Raw genomic sequence first — 21,878 nt, 5'->3', positions numbered from 1 at the left:
GGGGAGTTGGCGGGCAAGTTCCTCCGGCCCGTGCCGATGCCCCCTGTGACGGGCCGGTTGGACGTCGGCGACGTGCTTTGACAGTATTCGCCGCCGCGCTTCACCGCTCACGATCATTCCATGCCATACCCGGCGGCCCGTCTGGAGGGTCCGGGTCGTACGGCGACCGTTGTCGGTCTTTCACGGATCTTGTGGCGGGCTCGTGCAGACTGGCCGAATGCGCACGGAACTCGTCTCGGAACCCGGCGATCCCCTTCGCCCCAACGAGGACTTCGCGTCCGTGGCCCTGCCCGCGGGGGGACAGGGCGGCGCCCTCGTCGTCCTCGACGGCGTGACTCCGCCGCCCGACGGCTACGGCTGTCGACATTCGGTCGCATGGTTCACCTCCCGCCTCGGCGGCACCCTGACCGAACTGTCCGTTTCGGAGCGGGATTCACCGTTGCCCGACGTGCTCTCACAGGCCATTTCCCGTACCGCCCGGGCCCACGTCCAAACCTGTGACCTTTCTCACCCACGGACCCCACAGGCCACAGTGGCCCTCGCCCGCTGGTCGCAAGCGGCCGTGGAGTACCTGGTGTTGTCGGACTCGGCCCTGCTGTTCGAGCGGCCGGACGGCGCGGTGGAGGCCGTCCTCGACGACCGTCTCTCCCTGCTGCCCCGGGAGTCCTTGGCGTCGGCCGCGATCGTCGACTCGACGGTGCGGAACAAGGAGGGCGGATTCTGGACGGCCGCCGCGGATCCCGCCGTGGCCGCGCGGGCGGTCACGGGAACGGTCCCCCGCGAGGAGGTCCGCTCGCTGGTCGCGTTGACGGACGGGGCGGGCCGCTGGGTGGAGACGTTCCGCGAGGGCGACTGGGCGGACTGCCTCACCCTCGTCCGGAAGACGGGGGCACGGGGGCTGGTGCAGCGCGTGCGGGAACTGGAAGCCACCGATGTGGAGCGGGAGTTCCTGGGCCGCGCCAAGACGCACGACGACGCGAGCGTGGTGTTCGTGGAGTGGTGAGCGGCCCCGGTCGGGTCTCAGCCCTCGACGCCCCGGTTCAGCTGGTGCAGCAGGCGCGCGAGTTGGGCCACCTCGTCCCGGTCCCAGTCGGCTAGCTGCCGCACGTAGGCGACGCGGCGGGCGTCCCGGACCGCCCGGAAACGCGCCCGGCCCTCCTCCGTGAGGTGCACGAGCCAGGCACGCCCGTCGGCGGGGTCGGGTTCGCGGGCGATGAGACCGAGGTGCTCCAGGGCGCGGAGCTGACGGGACATGGTGGCCTTGCCGACGCCGATGTAGGCGGCGAGTTCGGTGGCACGCAGCCGGCCGGTCTCGTCGAGGCGGGCGAGGAGGCCGTAGGCGGCGGACTCCAGGTCGGGGTGGACGGCCCTGGCCATCTCCCCGGACTTGGCCCGGGCGCGCCGCAACAGGACCGTCAACTCGCGCTCCAGCGCCAGGAACGCCTGGTCCATGCCGGCCGCGACGCCGCCGTCGCCGTTTCCGCCCTCGTCGTGCACGTCAGCGCTCCTGCTTTCCGATTCCGGTACCCGCCGGTCAGTATTTCGCAGGCGGAAGCGGTCGGTGACCGCCACGTGGGGAAAAGGGCCGGGTCGGGTGCGTTGTCGGGTGCGGGTGGGTGGGGGCTGGTCGCGCAGTTCCCCGCGCCCCTGAAAAGCAGGGGCTGCGCCCCGTGCTTTTCATCGAAGGGCCGAAGGCTCCTTCAGGGGCGCGGGGAACTGCGCGAGAAGCCCCACCCACCGGCACCCGACCACTCACTCGCACGCGCCCCCACCCGCGGCCCCCAAGTGGAACGCTCACGCAGCCACGGGCACCCCGACCTCCGCCGGCGCCAGCGCCAGCTCCAGCACCTGCCGGACATCGGTGACCGCGTGGACGTCCAGCTTCTCCAGCACCTCCGCCGGCACATCGTCGAGGTCCGCCTCGTTCCGCTTGGGAATGACGACGGTGGTGACACCGGCCCGGTGCGCGGCGAGCAGCTTCTGCTTCACCCCGCCGATCGGCAGCACCCGCCCGGTCAGCGAGACCTCACCCGTCATCGCCACGTCCGTACGGACCAGCCGCCCGGACAGCAGCGAGGCGAGGGCCGTCGTCATGGTGACGCCGGCGCTGGGGCCGTCCTTGGGGACCGCGCCCGCCGGGAAGTGGATGTGCACGCCCCGGTCCTTCAGGTCGGCGACGGGCAGCTCCAGCTCCGCGCCGTGCGAGCGCAGGAAGGAGAGCGCGATCTGCGCGGACTCCTTCATCACGTCACCGAGCTGACCGGTGAGGGTCAGCCCCGCCGCGCCCGTCTCCGGGTCGGCCAGCGACGCCTCGACGTACAGCACGTCGCCGCCCGCGCCGGTGACCGCGAGCCCGGTGGCGACACCGGGCACCGCCGTACGCCGCTCCGCCGGGTCCTGGGCGGACTCGGGCACGTGGTGCGGCCGGCCGATGAGCCCGCGCAGCTCCCCGTCGGTGACGGTGAACGGCAGCTCCCGCTGACCCAGTTCGTGCTGGGCGGCGACCTTGCGCAGCAGCCGCGCCACGGACCGCTCCAGGTTCCGTACGCCCGCCTCGCGCGTGTACTCACCGGCGAGCTTGCGCAGCGCGCTCTCGTCGAGGACGACCTCGTCGGCGTCGAGTCCGGCCCGCTCCAGCTGGCGGGGCAGCAGGTGGTCCCGGGCGATGACGACCTTCTCGTCCTCCGTGTACCCGTCGAGCCGGACGAGTTCCATCCGGTCGAGCAGGGCCTCGGGGATCGACTCCAGCACGTTGGCGGTGGCGAGGAAGACGACGTCGCTCAGGTCCAGCTCGACCTCCAGGTAGTGGTCCCGGAAGGTGTGGTTCTGCGCGGGGTCGAGGACTTCGAGCAGCGCGGCCGCCGGGTCGCCCCGGAAGTCGGAGCCCACCTTGTCGATCTCGTCGAGCAGGACGACCGGGTTCATGGACCCGGCTTCCTTGATGGCGCGGACGATCCGTCCGGGGAGCGCGCCGACGTACGTACGCCGGTGCCCGCGGATCTCCGCCTCGTCCCGCACACCGCCGAGCGCGACCCGGACGAACTTGCGCCCCATGGCGTGCGCGACGGACTCGCCGAGGCTGGTCTTGCCGACGCCGGGCGGCCCGACGAGCGCGAGCACGGCACCGCCGCGCCGCCCGCCGACGACACCGAGGCCCCGGTCGGCCCGACGCTTGCGCACCGCGAGGTACTCGGTGATGCGTTCCTTGACGTCCTCCAGCCCGGCGTGCTCGGCGTCGAGGACGCCCTTCGCGCCCTGGATGTCGTACGCGTCCTCGGTCCGCTCGTTCCACGGCAGTTCGAGGACGGTGTCGAGCCAGGTGCGGATCCAGCCGCCCTCGGGCGACTGGTCGCTGGACCGCTCCAGCTTGTCGACCTCCTTGAGCGCGGCCTCCCGGACCGCCTCCGGCAGGTCGGCGGCCTCGACGCGCGCCCGGTAGTCGTCGGACTCCTCGCCGTCCTTCTCGCCGTTGAGCTCGCGCAGTTCCTTGCGGACGGCTTCGAGCTGACGCCGCAGCAGGAACTCGCGCTGCTGCTTGTCGACGCCCTCCTGGACGTCCTTGGCGATGGTCTCGGCCACGTCCTGCTCGGCGAGGTGGTCGCGCAGCAGCTGGGTGGCGAGCTTCAGCCGGGCGACGGCGTCGGCGGTCTCCAGGAGCTGAATCTTCTGTTCGGTGGTGAGGAAGGGCGAGTAGCCGGAGTTGTCGGCGAGCGCGGAGACGTCGTCGATGGCCTGCACCCGGTCCACGACCTGCCAGGCGCCGCGCTTGCGCAGCCAGCTGGTGGCAAGGGCCTTGTACTCCTTGACGAGTTCGACGACCTGCCCGGGCAGCGGCTCCGGCACGCTGTCGTCGACGCGGGTCCCCTCGACCCACAGGGCGGCACCGGGCCCGGTGGTCCCGGCGCCGATCCGCACGCGCCCTATGGCGCGGATCAGCGCTCCCGGATCCCCGTCCGCCAGCCGTCCGACCTGCTCGACGGTCCCGAGCACGCCGGTGCTCGCGTAGGCCCCGTCGATCCGCGGCACCAGCAGCACCTTCGGCTTCCCGGGTTCGGCGCGCGCGGCCGCCTGCGCGGCCTCCACCGCGGCGCGTACGTCGGTGTCGTTGAGGTCCAGCGGCACCACCATCCCCGGCAGCACGACCTCCTCGTCGAGCGGCAGCACGGGCAGGGTGAGCGGTGCGGACGTCGATGCCATGATCTCTCCCTCGGCAGTCAAGTTGAGCTATGCCGACTCAATGCACATGAGCCGACGAATGTTCCCCGAGGCGGCATCCGTTCGCTGTGGGCGATCACGATGTCCTGTGACGTGGATCTCTTCGTTTTGCAGCTTCAGGTTTCGTCCGGTCTTTCGCTTTGCAGAGTGACCTTTCGTCGCGGGCTCGGGTTAGTGAGTCGTGGCAGGTTCGTTAGGGGTACTGCCGGGCGGGGTCTCCGGGCCGCCGGCGGAGGGGTTCGAGGTCGCGTACGCCGAGCGGGACGGGTCTGAGTTCCGTCGCCCGCTGGTGGATGCCTGGGCGGTGCGGTTCGAGGATGTCGTGCCGGTACGCGCGTTCAAGTCGTACAAGGGTCAGCGGCATCTGCCGGGCCTGTGGTGGTCGTCCACGGTGGGCGGGCACATCGGGTACGAGTCCTGGCTGGAGCGCGATCATGTGATGCTGCTGGACTTCGACCCGTCGGTGGTGGGGATCTCGTCTCAGCCGTTCTGGCTGTTCTGGCGTTCGGACGCGGGGAAAAGCGTCTCGCATGCGCCGGACTATTTCGCCCGCCGCGAGAGCGGCACGGCGGTGGTGGTCGACTGCCGTCCGGCGGATCGGCGCAAGCCGCGGGATGTGGCGAAGTTCGAGGCGACGCAGACGGCCTGCGCTCAGCTGGGGTGGGAGTTCCGGCTAGTGGGGGCGCCGGACGTGATCGTGGTGCGCAATGTGCGCTGGCTGGCGGGCTACCGCCACCCTCGGCACCGGCTGGAGCCCGTGGCCTCCGAGCTGCTGACGGCCTTCGCCGAGCCACAGCCGCTGCTGGAAGGGGCCCTAGCGGTGGGGGATCCGATCCGGGTTCTCCCCGTGCTGTTCCACCTGCTGTGGTCGCACGAGCTGACGGCGGATGTGTCGGTGCCGCTGCATGCCCTCTCGCTGGTGTCAGCGGGGGTGCGGCGGTGACGGCCGGGCCGGGCAAGCCGGTGCTGCGGCCTGGCGACTGGGTCACCTACGACGACGGGGATCACCAGGTGGTGGCGCTCGCCGGCACGTCGGTGCGGCTGCGGTCTGCGACGGGGGCGGAATCGGTGGTGCTGGCGTCGCACCTGATGGCGGCGCCGGACTTCACCGTCACCGGCACGGAGCCGCTGCCCGCGGTGGAGCCGTCCGCGTTGCTTGCAACGCTGCCGGAGCCGGTGCGGGAGGCGGCACGCGAGTGGGAACGGCACATGGTGGAGGTCGAGACCGGGCTGCTGCCCGGCACCGTGCCGGGCACGCCGCCGCGCCCCGGCTATGACCCGGCTGCCTTCTCGCTGATGGAGCGGATGGCCGCGAAGGCGCGAGAGCTGGGGGTGACCGTTCGAACCGTGCAGAGCCGACGGTCGCGCTACGTCCGGCAGGGGGTCTGGGGGCTGGTGGACCAGCGGGCGACGCAGACCTGGGAGGCGACGGGGCGGGCGGACGCCCGGCTGGTCGCGGCCGTCCAAGAGGCCCTGGAAGCGGAGACGCACGCCTCGACAGGGACCCGGTCGCGGCTGATCCGCCGGGTGGTCAAGCTGGTGGAGGCCACCCACGGCGAAGGGGTGGTGCCACTGCCGAGTCAGCGGACCTTCTACAAGCTGATCGACGTTCTCTCCGCGGGGAGGCACACCTTTGGTTCGGCCGTCACGCGGCGGCAGACGGCGAACCGACCCGAAGGCCCGTTCACCCCGACGTTCGCGGACCGTCCCGGGGAACAAGTACAGATCGACTCCACCCCCTTGGATGTGATGGTGGTGCTCGATTCAGGGCTGACAGCCCGCGCGGATCTGACGATCGCGGTCGACGTCGCGACGCGGACGATCTGCGCCGCGGTACTGCGGCCGGTGGGCACCAAGGCGGTGGACGCCTCGCTGTTGCTGGCCCGGATGCTGGTGCCCGAGCCCATGCGGCCCGGCTGGCCCGCCTCGCTGCGGATGGCGGCATCGCGGATGCCGCACCTGCGGCTGCTCGACGTGGACGCGCGGATGGAACAGGCCGCGGCGAAACCGGTGATCGTGCCGGACACCGTCGTCATCGACGGCGGCAAGGTGTTCATCTCCGACACCTTCGTACGGGCCTGCGACCGGCTCGGCATCTCGGTGCAGAGAGCACGTCCGCGCACGCCCACCGACAAGGCCATCGTGGAGGCGACGTTCTCCGCGATCAACACGCTGTTCGTCCAGCACCTTCCCGCCTACACCGGGCGGGAGGTTTCTCGCCGCGGCGAACGGATCGAGGACCGGGCCGTCTGGACGGTCCCCGAACTCCAGGACCTGCTGGACGAGTGGCTGCTGGCCGGGTGGCAAGCCAGAGCGCACGATGCTCTGCGCGACCCGTTCCGCCCGAAGAAGGCGATGTCGCCGAACGACAAGTACACCTCCCTGGTCGCGGCCTGCGGCTACCTGCCGCTGGTCCTGCGCGGTGAGGACTACCTGGAACTGCTGCCGGTGACCTGGCGGGCCGTCAACGGCTACGGCATCCGGATCAACTACCGCACCTACGACAGCGCCGAGTTGGGGCCTCTGCGGCGCCAGCACTCCGGGCATGCGGCCAAGCGCGGTCTCTGGGAGATCCACTACGACCCCTACGACCTGTCCCAGGTATTCGTACGCACCCAGCGGGGCTGGGTCACCGTCCCCTGGGTGCATCTTCCGCTGGTGAACGCGCCGTTCGCGGACTTCACCTGGCAGCACGCCCGTCGGCTGGCCGCCGAGGCCGGACTGGACGACACCAATGAAGCGGCGGTCGCCCGGGTCCTGGACGAGTTGCTGACCCGCGCCGAGGACGGCCCGGACACCCGCACTGCGAAGGTCGTCGGCCGCACACGCGTCGCAGCCGCCTCTCACCGGCCGCCCTCACCACGCGCCGCCCCGGAACCAGCCCCGCCCGACTCCAGCACCGAACCGGACGAGGTGATCCCGTTCGGTGTCTTCGACGCCCACGCAGAAGCCGAAAGGTGGCTATGACCAGGCCCTCCCGCACCTCGTTCGTCCCGCAGCAGGCCACGGGGCAGGAGCCACCGCCGGACAGCCCGCTGACCACGAAGGAGGGATGGCGTCGCTTCGTCGAGCACGAACCGTCCCCGCCCCCGCTGCTGACCGCAGCCCAACAGGCCGCCCTGTCCCAGAAGGAGAACCTGCACCACGACGACGTGCGCCGGAACTACCACGGCGACCTGCCGCTGGTGAACACCCCGACCATCCAGAAGGTCATCGCCACCTCACGGCTCCTGGTCCAGCTCAACCGGCAGCAGATCTCCGCCCGTCGGGGCGTCATCATCAGCGGCGCCTCCGGCACAGGGAAGACCACCGCCCTCTCCCAACTCGGGCGGGCCCACGAGATCGCGGTCCGCAAGCGCCACCCACGCGACCGAGCCCGGCTCCCGGTCGTCTATGTCACCGTCCCGCCGGCCGCCACACCGAAGATGCTCGCCATGGAGTTCGCCCGGTTCTTCGGCCTGGACTTCCCCACCCGCTTCAACATCACCGACGTCGTCAACGCGGTCTGCGCGACCGGCGCTCACGTCCATGTCGACCTGGTCCTGGTCGACGAGCTGCACAACCTGAACCTCGCCACCCGCACCGGCGCCGAAGCCTCCGACCAGCTGAAGTACTTCGCCGAACGGCTGCCCGCGACCTTCGCCTACGCGGGCATCGACGTCGAGGACCAGGGCCTGTTCGCCGGCACCCGCGGCCGCCAGATCGCCGGACGGTTCACCGTCATCCCCGCCGCCCCGTTCTCCTATGCCTCCAGGACGGACCAGGAAGCATGGCAGTCCCTGGTCGGCACCCTGGAGTCCATGCTCCGGCTGCACCACCACCAGCCCGGAACGCTGACCGGTCTGGGCGAGTACCTCTACCACCGCTCCGGCGGCATGATCGGCAGCCTGTCGCAGCTCGTCCGGGGCGCCGCCGTACTCGCCATCGAGGACGGCAGCGAACGCATCACAGAAGAGCTTCTGGAGACAGTCCCGGTGGACTACGCCGCCGAACGCTCCCAAGCCCTCACAGCCCCGGAGAAACCCCGCTCCCGCCGGAGGCGCATCGCCTGATGCTCCTTCCCCGACTGCCCGACCCCGTCCCGCCCGCACAGCACGAGATCGCCGCCTCCTACATCGGCCGTCTGGCCCGCCTCCACGGTCTCGACATCAACGCCCTCTGGCGGTGCGTCACCGAACGCGAAGCCTCCGGCGGCATGCGCCGCGTCGTCGTCCCCGAACGCCTCGCCGCCATCACCGGCCGGACCGTCCATTCCCTCGCCGGAGCTCTGCCCGAACTACGAACCCCACAGCCCGACTGGGCCATGTTCCGCCACCAGCCGCAACCCGGCTGCCACCACTGCAACGCCAAACACCCCGGCGGCGATGTCACCAGGATCCTGCCGCACCACCGCTACGTCTGCACTCGACACCGGCTATGGCTCTGCCCGTCCGACGCCGACGGACACACCACCCCCCTCGACGCCCTCCCGGAAATCGTCCAGGCACAACGCAGACACCTGCGCATCCTCCAGCGCCGCGGCTGGTCCGTCACCTATGACGCCGTCCTCACCGCCATACTCATCTGCGGCCAGCTCTGGTCCCTCCCGGAAAACGAGAACGGCGAAGCGTGGCACGACTGGATCCGCCGGGCCAACATCCTCATCCCGCCCGGCACAGCCGAAGCGACTTTCTCCGTCGCACGCCTCTGCGCCGCGGTCTATCCCGAAGCCGTCGCACTGGCCTCGCTCTTCGCATCGCCCTACTGGAGACAACAAGCACAGCGAACGGTCTGGGACCGCCGCCCTTTCAACGCCGAGATCGCCCGACGGCTACGACACCCCCTCTACGGCCAACACGAAAACGACCCCATCAGCCACTGGGCCAACATGACGGCCAAGCGCCCACCACTTGCTCCGATCCGTGTCCACGACCAGAGACATCACCTCCGGAAACCAGCCCAGCGCACGGCAACCCAACGCGCACAGCAACGCCATGCCCACGCCTTCAATCCATCCCACCGAGCCGGAGAGGCACTCGTCGCGCACCGCCACCTCGCCACCGTGTTCCGGCGCGCGTGGCACCCCTTCCGAACCCACACCCTTCTCCCGAACGGAGACAGCTACTACAAGCTCTCCTGATGACCGTCCCAGCAGTGATGTCGAGTTGCGGATACGCGCTGTCGCACGAACTCAATCGGAGGGCGTGACCGGGGACCGCATGCCGAGCCACTGCTCGGCATCCCCGGCCTGGTTCGAATCCGGCTCGTCCGCGACAGTCCTGTCGTTTGCCACCTTCGGCGTCCTTGTTTCGGCGAACCTCCTGCCTTGCTCAGAAAGTCACTGGCCTCCCGTTGCCTCTTGCGGTGAGATTTCCGACGTGACACTTCACGAAGATGAGATCCCAGTCGACGAGACGCTAGTCCGGGCACTACTGAAGGCAGAACGCCCAGAGTGGGCTGACCTGCCGTTGTCGCCCGCAGGCGCGGGCACGGACAACACCATGTATCGGCTGGGCGATGACCTGCTCGTGCGACTGCCACGAACTGTCGAGAAGGGGCAGTCTTTGCGAAAAGAGCAGGAATGGCTTCCTCGCTTAGCACCCTTCCTGGCATGTCCGATTCCCGAGCCCATCCACGCTGGGACGCCCACCGACGTCTTCCCGCTCGTCTGGTCGGTCTACCGCTGGATTGACGGTGACGAGGCTGGCCAGGACACCGTCCAGGACTGGGCCGCCTTCGGAGTCGACCTAGCGGCGGTCGTGAGGGCACTCCACAGCATCGACCTCATGGGAGCAACTCGCGCAGATGACCTCAGCTGGTACCGCGGAGGCAGCTTGGGGCCGTGCAGCCAGTGGATCGCCAAGTGTCTCGATGATTGCCGAACCACAGTGGGTTCTGAACTCGACATCGACTCCCTAGAACAGATGTGGCGAGCCGCGCTCACACTGCCCGAGCCTTCCAGACCTCACGTGTGGCTCCACGGCGACCTCAAGCCGACCAACCTTTTGGTCCGGGAAGGCAAGCTCCACGCAGTCATCGACTTCGGCGGACTCTCGATCGGCTTTCCCGACGCCGAGCACTCCACACTCTGGGATCTGCCGCCACAAGCACGACAGGCCTACCGGGACACCTTGAACCTTGACGATGCGACCTGGGCCCGCGCCCGCGCCTGGGCGATCGCGGTGGGCGTCAGCGGCATCTCCTACTACTGGCGCACCTTCCCCACCTTCGTCGCCGAGTGCCGAGCACGTCTTCGGGCAATCATCATCGACGCCGCAGCGAGTTGAGCGGCTTCCCATCTCAAAAACGCAAGGTTGATCTGCACAACTCCTGCGTCGGCCGCGCAGACAAAACCTTCATCCCGCTGGCCACGGCCACCTCCACATGCAGCCTCTTGCGGCACCGGACAACGGCCGTCCGCAGGCGGCCGAACGGGAGGCCCCGCCGCACACCCACCCTTACGTAATACCCTTATCGCTATCTCAGCCATTACAAGGATCGCGGGGGTCGGCGTGGACGGAATCGTGCGGGCGTGGGTCGACGGATGGGTCGTCTCGCGGGGAGCCGCGCCTCCGGTGGTCGAGCCGTGGGGCTTCACCATCGACATGGGCCTGGCCCATCACGTCACCCGTCACGTCTTCGCGGCGACGAACGACGACGTGGAGGAGAGGGCGGTACGGAAGGTGGCGGACTCTGTCACAGGCGTCGGCACCTGGCTCAAGGTCTTCGCGGACCCGTCGGTGGTGACCTCATGGCTCGGCGAGGGCTGGTGGATCGACCCCGACCCCGGCTACCTCATGTCCGTACGCCTGGGCCCCCACGAGCCCCCGGCCGCCGTGCCCGACGGCTACCGGCTGCGCACCTGGTCGCGCGGTGGCGTGACCCGGGTGATGGTCGCGGCGCCGGACGGTTCCCTGGCGGCCCGCGGCCAGATCACCCCGACCGGCGCGACAGCGGTCGTCGACCAGATAGAGACCTCCCCGGACCACCGCCGCCGCGGCCTCGGCACCCTCGTCATGCGCACCCTCGCCCGGGCCGCCCTCGAACAGGGCGCGGAGACCGGCGTCCTGGCCGGCACCCCGGACGGCCGGGCCCTGTACGAGTCACTGGGCTGGACGGTGCGGGCCCCACTGACCAGCGCGAAGTTCACCGGCCGGCCCTGAGTCACGGCACTCGAGCCGCCACCGCCGCACCACCGGCCACATCGCCACCCCGATCGCCAGGGACAGCAGATGCCCCCAGTTGGTCATCGGGTCCGCGAAGGTGAGCAGGTCGTCCACCAGCATCCCGCCGAAGCCCAGCAGCAGCGGCCACCGCGACCACGGCGGCAAGAGGCCCGCCAACGCGCCCGCGCTCGCGGCCACTCCGAAGCTGATGCCGTAGTCGAGGCGGTGGAGAGAGCTGTCGGGGAGGTGGCCGGCCAGGACGGCGAAGCCCACCGGGACCTCCGTGGCGAGGGTGGCGAGGACATGGCCCAGCAGGAACACACCGGCCGTGCGCCATCCGCCGATCCGGCGTTCCAGCGCGGTCAGCACCAGCAGGAAGGCGAGGGCGTACAGCGAGCCGACCCCGCCGGCGACCCACAGCGCGCTCGCGAGCAGCACCGCCACCGGCATCCGGACCAGATGCGCCACATCCGTACTGGAGCCCTGGTGCAGGGCGTGCACCAGGGCCGGGTCGGCGTACTCGGCGACGAGGGAAGTCACCACGAGGACGGTGGCGTAGAAGAAGGTGAAGGGCGTGCCGACGGGGGTGGGGAGCAGCCGCCAGGCGCGGGGGAACGGCGTGCGCGCCCGGGGTTCCGCCGCGCACGCCCCAGGGCCCACCAGGTCCGCCCCGAGATCCGTGGCCTCCGCCGGCGCCCGCTCCGGCGCCCCGCCGAGTGCCGCGCCAGGCTGCCGCGGGATGCCGTCGAGGACGGGCCTCGCGGCCTCCACAGTCTCGGCGGCGTCCACAGTCTCGGCGGCATCCAAGGTGAGGCGCTCCTTCCGTTTCCCCTCACCCTCGACGCCCCGGAACGCCCTTGTCTGTGACCCCCGCCACCCGGAGCGCGATTCACAGCAAGCCGACAGCTCCGGCTCCCGGACCTTCCGTCGGTCGGGGCGCCCACCACCTCGGCGTACCGCTCGACGAAGTACGCGTGGGCGGCGATCTGTGCCAACGAGGAGGCGTGGAAGCCCCGCTGGGCGAAGTGCTCGACAGCCGTGGCGAGAACGCGCAGCCGCCGCTCGTCCCCGGCGACGTACGCACCCCGCACGCCTGAGCCCCCCGGCTCACGCCCACACCACGCGACCTCAAGAGCCCTGCGCGAACCGGCGGTTACACGAGTCAACCGCCCCTTCTTTCAAGCCATGTGCCGCGTGAGAGTGGCCACTTGTCCAAAACCTGGTACCCACTCGGCTTTGCTGCTTCCCTGAACTGGCCGCTCCCTGAACGGGCCCGCACGGCAACGCCGCCGCCCTCGTCCCCCTCCCCCAGGAACTGCCGGATGCCCACAGCCCCGTACCGCGACCCGAGCCGCCCCGTCGACGAACGGGTGGAGGACCTCCTGGCCCGGATGACCCTCGCGGAGAAGGCGGGTCAGCTCTTCCACACGAGGGTGACGATGAACGGCGACGGGACGCTCGCCGAGACGACCGACGGGCCGTTCCCCCGGCAGGGCACCACGGAACTGGTCGTGGACGGCCGTCTGACCCACTTCGACCTCGTGGGCCGGTACGGGATTCGGGAGACGGCGGAATGGGTCAACCGGCTCCAGGCCCTCGCGGCCGACACCCGACTGGGCATCCCGGTCACCCTCTCCACCGACCCGCGCCACTCGTACACCGACAACCCGGGCACCGCGTTCGGCTCCGGCGCATCCTTCACCTCCGGCGCCTCCTTCGGCTCCGGCGTCTTCTCGGCCTGGCCCGAGCCCCTGGGCCTGGCCGCGATCGGCGACCCGGACCTGGTGGAGAAGTTCGGCGACACCGTCCGCCGCGAGTACCTCGCCGTCGGCTTCCGCGTCGCCCTGCACCCGCAGATCGACCTCAGCGCCGAGCCGGGCCAAGCCCGCCGGGCCGGCACCTTCGGTTCGTCCGCCGAGGTCGCGAGCACGCTGGTCAGGGCGTACGTACGCGGCCTCCAGGGGCCCCGGCTCGGCCCGCGTTCGGTCGCCGCCATGGTCAAGCACTCCCCCGGCGGCACCACGCACGACCACCGTCCCGCGCCCTTACGGGCGGCCGTCGAGGCCGGATGCGCGCAACTGATGCCGCCCACCGACATGCCGCGCGAACGCCTCGGCTTCGACGGCGTCGTCCGCACCGACTGGGGCCTGCTCACCGACACGCCCACCAACGGCGAACCGCACGTGACCCACGCCACCGTCACCGCACGCGCCGCGAAGGCCCTGGACGCGGGTGCCGACCAGTTCGGCGGCGAACAGTGCCCGGAGGTGATCGTCGAACTGGTCCGCTCCGGCCGGATCACTCAGGAGCGCGTCGACGCCTCCGTCCGCCGCCTCCTGCGCGAGAAGTTCGTCCTCGGCCTCTTCGAGCGGCGGTACGTCGACCCGGACCGCGCCGAGGAGACCGTCGGCGCCGCTGAGTTCACCGCCCTCGGCGAGGCCGCCCAGCGCCGCTCGCTCACCGTCCTGACGAACCACTCCCTCCTCCCGCTCACCGACCGCCCGAACCTGTACGTCGAGGGAGTGGCCGCGCAGACGGCGTCCCTGTACGGCAATGTCGTGGCCGACCCGGCCCACGCGGACGTGGCCGTACTGCGGCTGCGCACGCCCCACGCGGCGCGGCTGACGGAGATCCTGGCGCTGCTGACGGCCGTGCCCACCCTGGTCTGCGTCAACCTGGAACGGCCCGCCGTACTCCCGGAGATCGCCGCGAAGGCCGCCGCACTCGTCGTCGACTACGGGGCCTCGGACACGGCCCTGCTCGACGTGGCCTTCGGCCGGGCCCGCGCGGAGGGCCGACTGCCCCTCGCCCTCCCGCGTTCCACGCCCGCGTCCGAGGCGTCCCGCCCGGACGCCCCCAACGACCCCGAGGCCCCGGTCTTCCCGTACGGCCACGGCCTGTCGCTCTGAAGTCCGCGCGGCACTCCGAAGTCCACGCAGCACTATGAAATGCGCCCGACGCTTTGAAGTCCGCCCGGTGCTCTGGCGTCCCGCCCACCACGTCCGAAGTCCCGCCCGACGCGCCGAAATTCGGCCGCCCGCGCGCCACGGACACGTAAGGATGGGTGGATGCCCATCACCGACGAACCCGAAGTCATCGACCGGCGCGAGGGCCCCTACGGCGAAGTGGTGCTGCGGCGGCACGGAGAGCTGTTGCAGATCATCGCCAACGGGTGCTTCCTGATGGACACCTCGGACGGCCGCTCGGAACGGCGGCTGGTCGACGCCGCCCTGGACATCCTGGACGCCCTGCATCCCGTGGACGGCCGTTCTCGGCCAAGTGTGCTCATCGGGGGTCTGGGCGTCGGCTTCTCCCTCGCCCACGCCGCCGCGGACCCGCGCTGGGGTCCGATCACAGTTGTCGAACGCGAACCCTCCGTCATCGCCTGGCACCGCGCCGGACCGTTGGCCGAGGTGTCCGCCGGGGCCCTCGCCGACCCCCGTACGGAGATCGTGGAAGCCGATCTCGTCGAGTACGTCAATGAGACTTCCGCCACGTTCGACGCGCTCTGCCTGGACATCGACAACGGCCCTGACTGGACCGTCTCCGAGAGCAACGACAGCCTCTACTCGCCGACCGGACTGGCAAGCTGCGCAAGGGTGTTGAGGCCAGGTGGGGTGCTTGCCGTGTGGTCGGCCCAACCATCTGCGGAATTCGAGGAAACCTTGGGGAATGCCGGGTTCCAACAGGTGCGTACCGAAGAGATCCCGGTTGCCCGAGGAGTTCCGGACGTGGTGCACCTCGCGGTCCGACCTGGATAGCCCTGGTGCGGTGACTGCCCGTACCCTGCTTGCCTGACGCCGATCATTCAAGCGTCAATCGCAGTCATGCGCAGCCATGCGTAGTCAAGGGATCACCCCACGGATTCCGGAAAGCAACACAGGGGCGGGCGATGGAGCAGACACACACCACCCACAACAGCGCCACGGCGACGCCGGGCGCACAGCGCCGCGTGCTCGTGGTCGAGGACGACCCGACGATCGTCGACGCCATCGCGGCCCGCCTGCGCGCCGAGGGTTTCGTCGTGCAGACCGCGTCCGACGGACCGGCCGCGGTGGACACGGCGGAGGCCTGGCAGCCCGACCTGCTGATCCTCGACATCATGCTGCCCGGCTTCGACGGCCTGGAGGTGTGCAGGCGCGTCCAGGCCCAGCGGCCCGTCCCGGTGCTGATGCTCACCGCCCGGGACGACGAGACGGACATGCTGGTCGGGCTCGGCGTCGGCGCCGACGACTACATGACCAAGCCGTTCTCCATGCGTGAGCTGGCCGCGCGCGTGCACGTCCTGCTGCGCCGCGTCGAGCGGGCCGCGCTGGCCGCCACGACGCCCCGCTCGGGCATCCTGCGCCTCGGCGAACTGGAGATCGACCACGCGCAGCGCCGTGTTCGGGTGCGCAGCGAGGACGTGCACCTCACGCCCACCGAGTTCGACCTGCTCGTATGTCTCGCGAACACCCCGCGTGCCGTACTCTCGCGCGAGCAGCTGCTCGCCGAGGTGTGGGACTGGGCGGACGCGTCCGGGACGCGGACCGTGGACAGCCACATCAAGGCGCTGCGGCGGAAGATCGGCGCGGAGCGGATCCGCACGGTGCACGGTGTGGGGTACGCCCTGGAGACCCCGAATCCCTGACCCCGTGCCCGCACCGCGTGCGCGACAGGATCCACACAGGCACGCAGGTACGTCGGTACGTAGGCACAGGGGGCTGGTGGCGTGATGAGCGGAGTCGGTGACCCGAGGTCCCGGGACCGGGGTATCGGTGGCGCGCAGTCGCGGAAGGGCGCGGGCCCGCTCGGCGGGGTGCGCCCCTTCTCGATCAAGACGAAGCTGGGCGCGCTCGTCGTCATCTCGGTCCTGATCACCACCGGTCTGTCGATGATCGCGGTGCACACCAAGACGGAGCTGCGCTTCATCACGGTGTTCTCGATGATCGCCACACTCCTGATAACGCAGTTCGTGGCGCATTCACTCACCGCGCCCCTGGACGAGATGAACGCGGTCGCCCGCTCCATCTCGCGCGGCGACTACACCCGCCGGGTCAGCGAGAACCGCCGGGACGAGCTGGGCGACCTCGCCCACACGATCAATCTCATGGCGGACGAGCTGGAGGCCCAGGACCGCCAGCGCAAGGAGCTCGTGGCGAACGTCTCCCACGAGCTGCGTACGCCCATCGCGGGCCTGCGCGCGGTCCTGGAGAACATCGTCGACGGCGTCACCCAGGCCGATCCCGAGACGATGCGTACGGCCTTGAAGCAGACCGAGCGCCTGGGGCGTCTGGTGGAGACCCTCCTCGACCTCTCCCGCCTGGACAACGGCGTCGTCCCGCTGCGCCGGCGCCGCTTCGAGGTCTGGCCGTACCTCTCGGGCGTCCTCAAGGAGGCCCAGATGGTCTCCTCGGCCCGCGGCGGCGTCGCCTCGGACTCGGGCAAGCACACGCGGACGGACGTGCACCTGCACCTGGACGTGCACCCGCCGGAGCTGACGGCGAACGCCGACCCGGAACGCATCCACCAGGTCGTCGCCAACCTCATCGACAACGCGGTCAAGCACAGCCCGGCGCACGGCCGCGTCACGGTGAAGGCCCGGCGGGGGCCCGCCCCGGAGTCACTGGAGCTGGAGGTCCTGGACGAGGGCCCCGGCATCCCCGAATCCGAGTGGCACCGCGTCTTCGAACGCTTCAACCGGGGCGCGGTGAGCTCCCCCCACGGCCCAGGCAGCGACGGCGGCACGGGCCTTGGCCTCGCCATCGCCCGCTGGGCGGTCGACCTCCACGGCGGCCGCATCGGAGTGGCCGAATCCCCCAAGGGCTGCCGAATCCAGGTAGCCCTCCCAGGCATCCCCCCCAAACCCCAGGGCCCAGCCACCACCTAGCCCCCCGGGCCGGGACCCCGCGTTCACCAGGGCCACAACGGCCCCACAGCCACCCCAGGCCACGTCGAGCCGCCCCCTCCCAGAGCCCGAAAGCCCCGCTCACCAGAGGCACGCCCCCGCCCTGCACGCTTCCCAGCGCCGACTGACCGCCCGCTTCCAGGCGCCGGGTGCCCGCAGGCTTTCAGGGCCGGCTGACTGATGCTTCCATGCGCCGGCTGACCGCAGACTTTCAGGCGCCGGCTGACCGCCCGCTTTCAGGCGCCGGGTGCCCGCAGGCTTTTAGGGGCGCGGGGAACTGCGCGAGCAACCCCCACCCACCCGCACCCGACCACTCACCTCACCCACCCCCACACCCAGGGGGGTCTGGGGGCGCAGCCCCCAGGGACAGGATGGGACGGGTAGGGGCGGCGGGGGCGGAAAAATCCCCCGATACCCACATCCCACCTGGCTGAATCCCCCCACCATTGCTAGATATCGCTCATCCTCCCGGGGCTTACATCTTCCCCAAGTTGACGTAAAGTTCGAACCGGAGCCACAAGATCCATGGCAGATCCGCCCAGCCGGACACGTGTGATCAGGTGCGTTCGAGCAGAGGGCCGCGTACACATCCCCGCAGGCCCCACCCGACGCATGCCCGGCCCCCACCCCCCACCCCCGTTCCAGACCGGAACCACGCTTGTTTCCCGCCATTTCCACCCCCGAAACACGCATTCCGATGTGACTTACGCGACGAAGAGCGGACTCGGCCTGACCTTCCCGGCCACGGGGGCGTAGCCTTGATTCCCGCTGTCCATCACCTTGTGAAGCGGAAGAGGGCGGTTGCCGCCGTGTCGCCACAGTCCCCCAGTAACTCGAGCATCTCGACCGACGCAGACCAAGCGGGTAAGAACCCCGCCGCGGCCTTCGGTCCGAACGAGTGGCTCGTCGACGAGATCTATCAGCAGTACCTCCAGGACCCGAATTCGGTAGACCGAGCCTGGTGGGACTTCTTCGCCGACTACAAGCCAGGCGCAGCTGCCGCCTCGGCTCCGGCGAGCTCTGCGGCCACGGGGCCCGCAGCGACCACCACACCCGCGGCCCCCGCCGCCCCGGCCCAGGCCGCACCCGCCGCCCCGGCCGCCCCCGCCCCGGCTGCCCCGAAGCCCGCCGCCGCCCAGGCCCCGGCCCCCGCGAAGCCCGCGGCCGCCGCGCCCGCGCCGGCCAAGCCGAAGGCCGCCGCCCCCGCGAAGCAGGCCGCGCCCGCCGCTGCCGCCGCCGAGGGCCCGGAGCTGATCACCCTGCGCGGCCCGGCCGCCGCGGTCGCGAAGAACATGAACGCCTCCCTGGAGCTGCCCACGGCCACGTCCGTGCGCGCCGTCCCGGTGAAGCTGCTGTTCGACAACCGCATCGTCATCAACAACCACCTGAAGCGCGCTCGGGGCGGGAAGATCTCCTTCACGCACCTGATCGGCTACGCGATGGTGCAGGCCATCAAGACGATGCCGTCGATGAACTGGCACTACGCGGAGAAGGACGGGAAGCCCACCCTCGTCAAGCCGCCGCACGTCAACTTCGGCCTCGCCATCGACCTGGTGAAGCCCAACGGCGACCGCCAGCTGGTCGTCGCGGGCATCAAGAAGGCCGAGACGCTGAACTTCTTCGAGTTCTGGCAGGCCTACGAGGACATCGTCCGCCGCGCCCGTGACGGCAAGCTGACGATGGACGACTTCACCGGTGTCACGGTCTCCCTGACCAACCCCGGCGGCCTCGGCACCGTCCACTCGGTCCCGCGTCTGATGCCCGGTCAGTCGGTCATCATGGGCGTCGGCTCCATGGACTACCCGGCCGAGTTCCAGGGCACGTCCCAGGACACCCTCAACAAGCTCGGTATCTCGAAGGTCATGACCCTGACCTCGACGTACGACCACCGGGTCATCCAGGGCGCCGCCTCCGGCGAGTTCCTGCGGATCGTCGCGAACTTCCTCCTCGGCGAGGGCGGTTTCTACGACGACATCTTCGAGGCCCTGCGCATCCCCTACGAGCCGGTCCGCTGGCTCAAGGACATCGACGCGTCGCACGACGACGACGTCACCAAGGCCGCCCGCGTCTTCGAGCTGATCCACTCCTACCGGGTCCGCGGCCACGTCATGGCCGACACCGACCCGCTGGAGTACCGCCAGCGCAAGCACCCCGACCTGGACATCACCGAGCACGGGCTCACCCTGTGGGACCTGGAGCGCGAGTTCGCGGTCGGCGGCTTCTCGGGCAAGTCCCTGATGAAGCTCCGCGACATCCTCGGCGTCCTGCGCGACTCGTACTGCCGCACGACCGGCATCGAGTTCATGCACATCCAGGACCCGAAGCAGCGCCGCTGGATCCAGGACCGCATCGAGCGCCCGCACACCAAGCCGGAGCGCGAGGAGCAGCTGCGCATCCTGCGCCGGCTGAACGCGGCGGAGGCCTTCGAGACCTTCCTGCAGACCAAGTACGTCGGCCAGAAGCGCTTCTCCCTCGAGGGCGGCGAGTCGGTCATCCCGCTGCTCGACGCGGTCATCGACTCGGCGGCGGAGTCCCGGCTCGACGAGGTCGTCATCGGCATGGCCCACCGCGGCCGGCTGAACGTCCTGGCGAACATCGTCGGCAAGTCGTACGCGCAGATCTTCCGCGAGTTCGAGGGCAACCTCGACCCGAAGTCGATGCACGGCTCCGGCGACGTGAAGTACCACCTGGGCGCCGAGGGCACCTTCACGGGCCTCGACGGCGAGCAGATCAAGGTCAGCCTGGTCGCGAACCCCTCGCACCTGGAGGCCGTGGACCCGGTCCTGGAGGGCGTCGCGCGCGCCAAGCAGGACATCATCAACAAGGGCGGCACGGACTTCACGGTCCTGCCGGTGGCCCTCCACGGCGACGCGGCCTTCGCGGGCCAGGGCGTGGTGGCCGAGACCCTGAACATGTCGCAGCTGCGCGGCTACCGCACCGGCGGCACGGTCCACATCGTCATCAACAACCAGGTCGGCTTCACCGCGGCCCCCGAGTCCTCGCGTTCCTCGATGTACGCGACGGACGTGGCCCGCATGATCGAGGCCCCGATCTTCCACGTGAACGGCGACGACCCGGAGGCCGTGGTCCGCGTCGCGCGGCTCGCCTTCGAGTTCCGTCAGGCGTTCAACAAGGACGTGGTGATCGACCTCATCTGCTACCGCCGCCGCGGTCACAACGAGTCGGACAACCCGGCCTTCACCCAGCCGCTGATGTACGACCTGATCGACAAGAAGCGCTCGGTGCGCAAGCTCTACACCGAGTCCCTCATCGGTCGCGGCGACATCACCCTGGAAGAGGCCGAGCAGGCGCTGCAGGACTACCAGGGCCAGCTGGAGAAGGTCTTCACGGAGGTCCGCGAGGCCACCTCGCAGCCGGTGTCGGGCGAGATCCACGACCCGCAGGACGGCTTCCCGGTCGCGGTGAACACCGCGATCACGGCGGAGACCGTCAAGCGCATCGCCGAGTCCCAGGTCAACGTCCCGGACCACATCACCGCCCACCCGCGTCTGCTGCCGCAGTTGCAGCGCCGGGCGGCCATGGTCGAGGACGGCACGATCGACTGGGGCATGGGCGAGACCCTCGCGGTCGGCTCCCTCCTCCTGGAGGGCACCCCGGTCCGGCTCGCCGGCCAGGACTCGCAGCGCGGCACCTTCGGCCAGCGTCACGCGGTCATCATCGACCGCGAGACGGGCGAGGAGTTCACGCCGCTGATGTACCTCTCCGAGGACCAGGCGCGGCTGAACGTCTACAACTCCCTGCTCTCCGAGTACGCGGCGATGGGCTTCGAGTACGGCTACTCGCTCGCCCGTCCCGAGTCCCTGGTGATGTGGGAGGCCCAGTTCGGCGACTTCGTCAACGGCGCCCAGACGGTCGTGGACGAGTTCATCTCCTCGGCGGAGCAGAAGTGGGGCCAGACGTCCGGCGTCACCCTGCTGCTCCCGCACGGCTACGAGGGCCAGGGCCCGGACCACTCGTCCGCCCGCCCGGAGCGCTTCCTCCAGATGTGCGCGCAGAACAACATGACGGTCGCCATGCCGACCCTGCCGTCGAACTACTTCCACCTCCTGCGGTGGCAGGTGCACAACCCGCACCACAAGCCGCTGGTCGTCTTCACCCCGAAGTCGATGCTGCGCCTGAAGGCCGCCGCGTCGAAGGCGGAGGAGTTCACGAGCGGCGAGTTCCGCCCGGTCATCGGCGACAGCTCGGTCGACCCGAACGCGGTCAAGAAGGTCGTCTTCTGCGCCGGCAAGGTCTACTACGACCTGGAGGCCGAGCGGCAGAAGCGCGGCGTCACGGACACGGCGATCATCCGCATCGAGCGCCTCTACCCCCTCCCCGGGGCCGAGGTCCAGGCGGAGGTCAACAAGTACCCGAACGCCGAGAAGTACCTGTGGGCCCAGGAGGAGCCGGCGAACCAGGGTGCCTGGCCGTTCATCGCCCTCAACCTGATCGACCACCTCGACCTCGCGGTCGGCGCGGACGTCCCCCACGGCGAGCGTCTGCGGCGCATCTCCCGGCCGCACGGGTCCTCCCCGGCGGTCGGCTCGGCCAAGCGCCACCAGGCCGAGCAGGAGCAGTTGGTGCGTGAGGTGTTCGAGGCGTAACAGCGCCCGAAGACCGCACACCAC

The 21,878-nt window shown here is 70.2% G+C and carries 15 protein-coding genes; 12 read left to right on the top strand and 3 right to left on the bottom strand.

Going from position 1 to position 21,878, the window contains the following annotated elements; translation table 11 throughout:
- Positions 1-217: 217 nt before the first annotated feature.
- On the top strand, positions 218-1,003 hold the full coding sequence (locus tag L3078_RS30960) for a protein phosphatase 2C domain-containing protein (RefSeq protein WP_239757246.1): 786 nt from the start codon (positions 218-220) through the stop codon (positions 1,001-1,003).
- Positions 1,004-1,020: 17 nt separating this feature from the next.
- Here L3078_RS30960 and L3078_RS30955 read toward each other — a convergent pair whose 3' ends face one another.
- Positions 1,021-1,497: a MarR family winged helix-turn-helix transcriptional regulator gene (locus L3078_RS30955; RefSeq protein ID WP_239757245.1), complete on the bottom strand. Its 477-nt coding sequence runs from the start codon at positions 1,495-1,497 to the stop codon at positions 1,021-1,023.
- Positions 1,498-1,794: 297 nt separating this feature from the next.
- Positions 1,795-4,197 (bottom strand): endopeptidase La, encoded by a 2,403-nt coding sequence (lon, locus tag L3078_RS30950; protein WP_239757243.1) that lies wholly within the window; start codon positions 4,195-4,197, stop codon positions 1,795-1,797.
- 199 nt (positions 4,198-4,396) lie between these two features.
- Between lon and L3078_RS30945 the strand changes: the two genes are divergently transcribed.
- The 6 genes from L3078_RS30945 (at position 4,397) to L3078_RS30920 (ending at position 11,357) form a co-directional block, all read left to right on the top strand.
- Positions 4,397-5,158 carry a TnsA-like heteromeric transposase endonuclease subunit gene (locus L3078_RS30945; RefSeq protein ID WP_239757242.1) on the top strand — a complete coding sequence of 254 codons (762 nt, stop codon included), beginning with the start codon at positions 4,397-4,399 and terminating at the stop codon, positions 5,156-5,158.
- Positions 5,155-7,182, top strand: coding sequence for a Mu transposase C-terminal domain-containing protein (locus tag L3078_RS30940; RefSeq protein WP_338059536.1), 2,028 nt, complete (start codon positions 5,155-5,157; stop codon positions 7,180-7,182). The genes L3078_RS30945 and L3078_RS30940 overlap by 4 nt, the downstream gene beginning before the upstream one ends.
- Positions 7,179-8,267 (top strand): TniB family NTP-binding protein, encoded by a 1,089-nt coding sequence (locus tag L3078_RS30935; protein WP_239757241.1) that lies wholly within the window; start codon positions 7,179-7,181, stop codon positions 8,265-8,267. Before L3078_RS30940 ends, L3078_RS30935 begins: the two co-directional genes overlap by 4 nt.
- Positions 8,267-9,334, top strand: a complete 1,068-nt coding sequence (locus tag L3078_RS30930; protein WP_239757239.1) for a hypothetical protein — start codon at positions 8,267-8,269, stop codon at positions 9,332-9,334. The genes L3078_RS30935 and L3078_RS30930 overlap by 1 nt, the downstream gene beginning before the upstream one ends.
- A 238-nt stretch (positions 9,335-9,572) precedes the next feature.
- A complete protein-coding gene (locus tag L3078_RS30925; protein WP_239757238.1) occupies positions 9,573-10,481 on the top strand; it encodes an aminoglycoside phosphotransferase family protein in 909 nt (302 codons plus the stop codon).
- 225 nt (positions 10,482-10,706) lie between these two features.
- A complete protein-coding gene (locus L3078_RS30920; protein WP_239757237.1) occupies positions 10,707-11,357 on the top strand; it encodes a GNAT family N-acetyltransferase in 651 nt (216 codons plus the stop codon).
- On the opposite strand, the gene L3078_RS30915 is transcribed toward L3078_RS30920, so the two are convergent.
- Positions 11,298-12,167, bottom strand: a complete 870-nt coding sequence (locus L3078_RS30915; protein WP_338059535.1) for a rhomboid-like protein — start codon at positions 12,165-12,167, stop codon at positions 11,298-11,300. The two genes, L3078_RS30920 and L3078_RS30915, sit on opposite strands and share 60 nt — an antisense overlap.
- Before the next feature lie 515 nt (positions 12,168-12,682).
- Here L3078_RS30915 and L3078_RS30910 point away from each other — a divergent pair.
- The 5 genes from L3078_RS30910 (at position 12,683) to L3078_RS30890 (ending at position 21,854) form a co-directional block, all read left to right on the top strand.
- A complete protein-coding gene (locus L3078_RS30910) occupies positions 12,683-14,269 on the top strand; it encodes a glycoside hydrolase family 3 protein (protein WP_239757236.1) in 1,587 nt (528 codons plus the stop codon).
- A 159-nt stretch (positions 14,270-14,428) separates the two neighbouring features.
- On the top strand, positions 14,429-15,121 hold the full coding sequence (locus L3078_RS30905) for a spermine/spermidine synthase domain-containing protein (RefSeq protein ID WP_239757234.1): 693 nt from the start codon (positions 14,429-14,431) through the stop codon (positions 15,119-15,121).
- Between the two features lie 131 nt (positions 15,122-15,252).
- Positions 15,253-15,990, top strand: a complete 738-nt coding sequence (locus L3078_RS30900; protein ID WP_239757232.1) for a response regulator transcription factor — start codon at positions 15,253-15,255, stop codon at positions 15,988-15,990.
- Between the two features lie 84 nt (positions 15,991-16,074).
- Positions 16,075-17,229 carry a HAMP domain-containing sensor histidine kinase gene (locus tag L3078_RS30895; RefSeq protein WP_239757231.1) on the top strand — a complete coding sequence of 385 codons (1,155 nt, stop codon included), beginning with the start codon at positions 16,075-16,077 and terminating at the stop codon, positions 17,227-17,229.
- Between the two features lie 827 nt (positions 17,230-18,056).
- Entirely contained in the window at positions 18,057-21,854 is a 3,798-nt protein-coding gene (locus L3078_RS30890; RefSeq protein WP_239757229.1) for a multifunctional oxoglutarate decarboxylase/oxoglutarate dehydrogenase thiamine pyrophosphate-binding subunit/dihydrolipoyllysine-residue succinyltransferase subunit, read from the top strand.
- Positions 21,855-21,878 lie beyond the last annotated feature (24 nt).

Source organism: Streptomyces deccanensis, from assembly GCF_022385335.1.
Classification (GTDB): Bacteria; Actinomycetota; Actinomycetes; order Streptomycetales; family Streptomycetaceae; genus Streptomyces; species Streptomyces deccanensis.
This window is presented reverse-complemented; position numbering and strand designations above follow the sequence as displayed.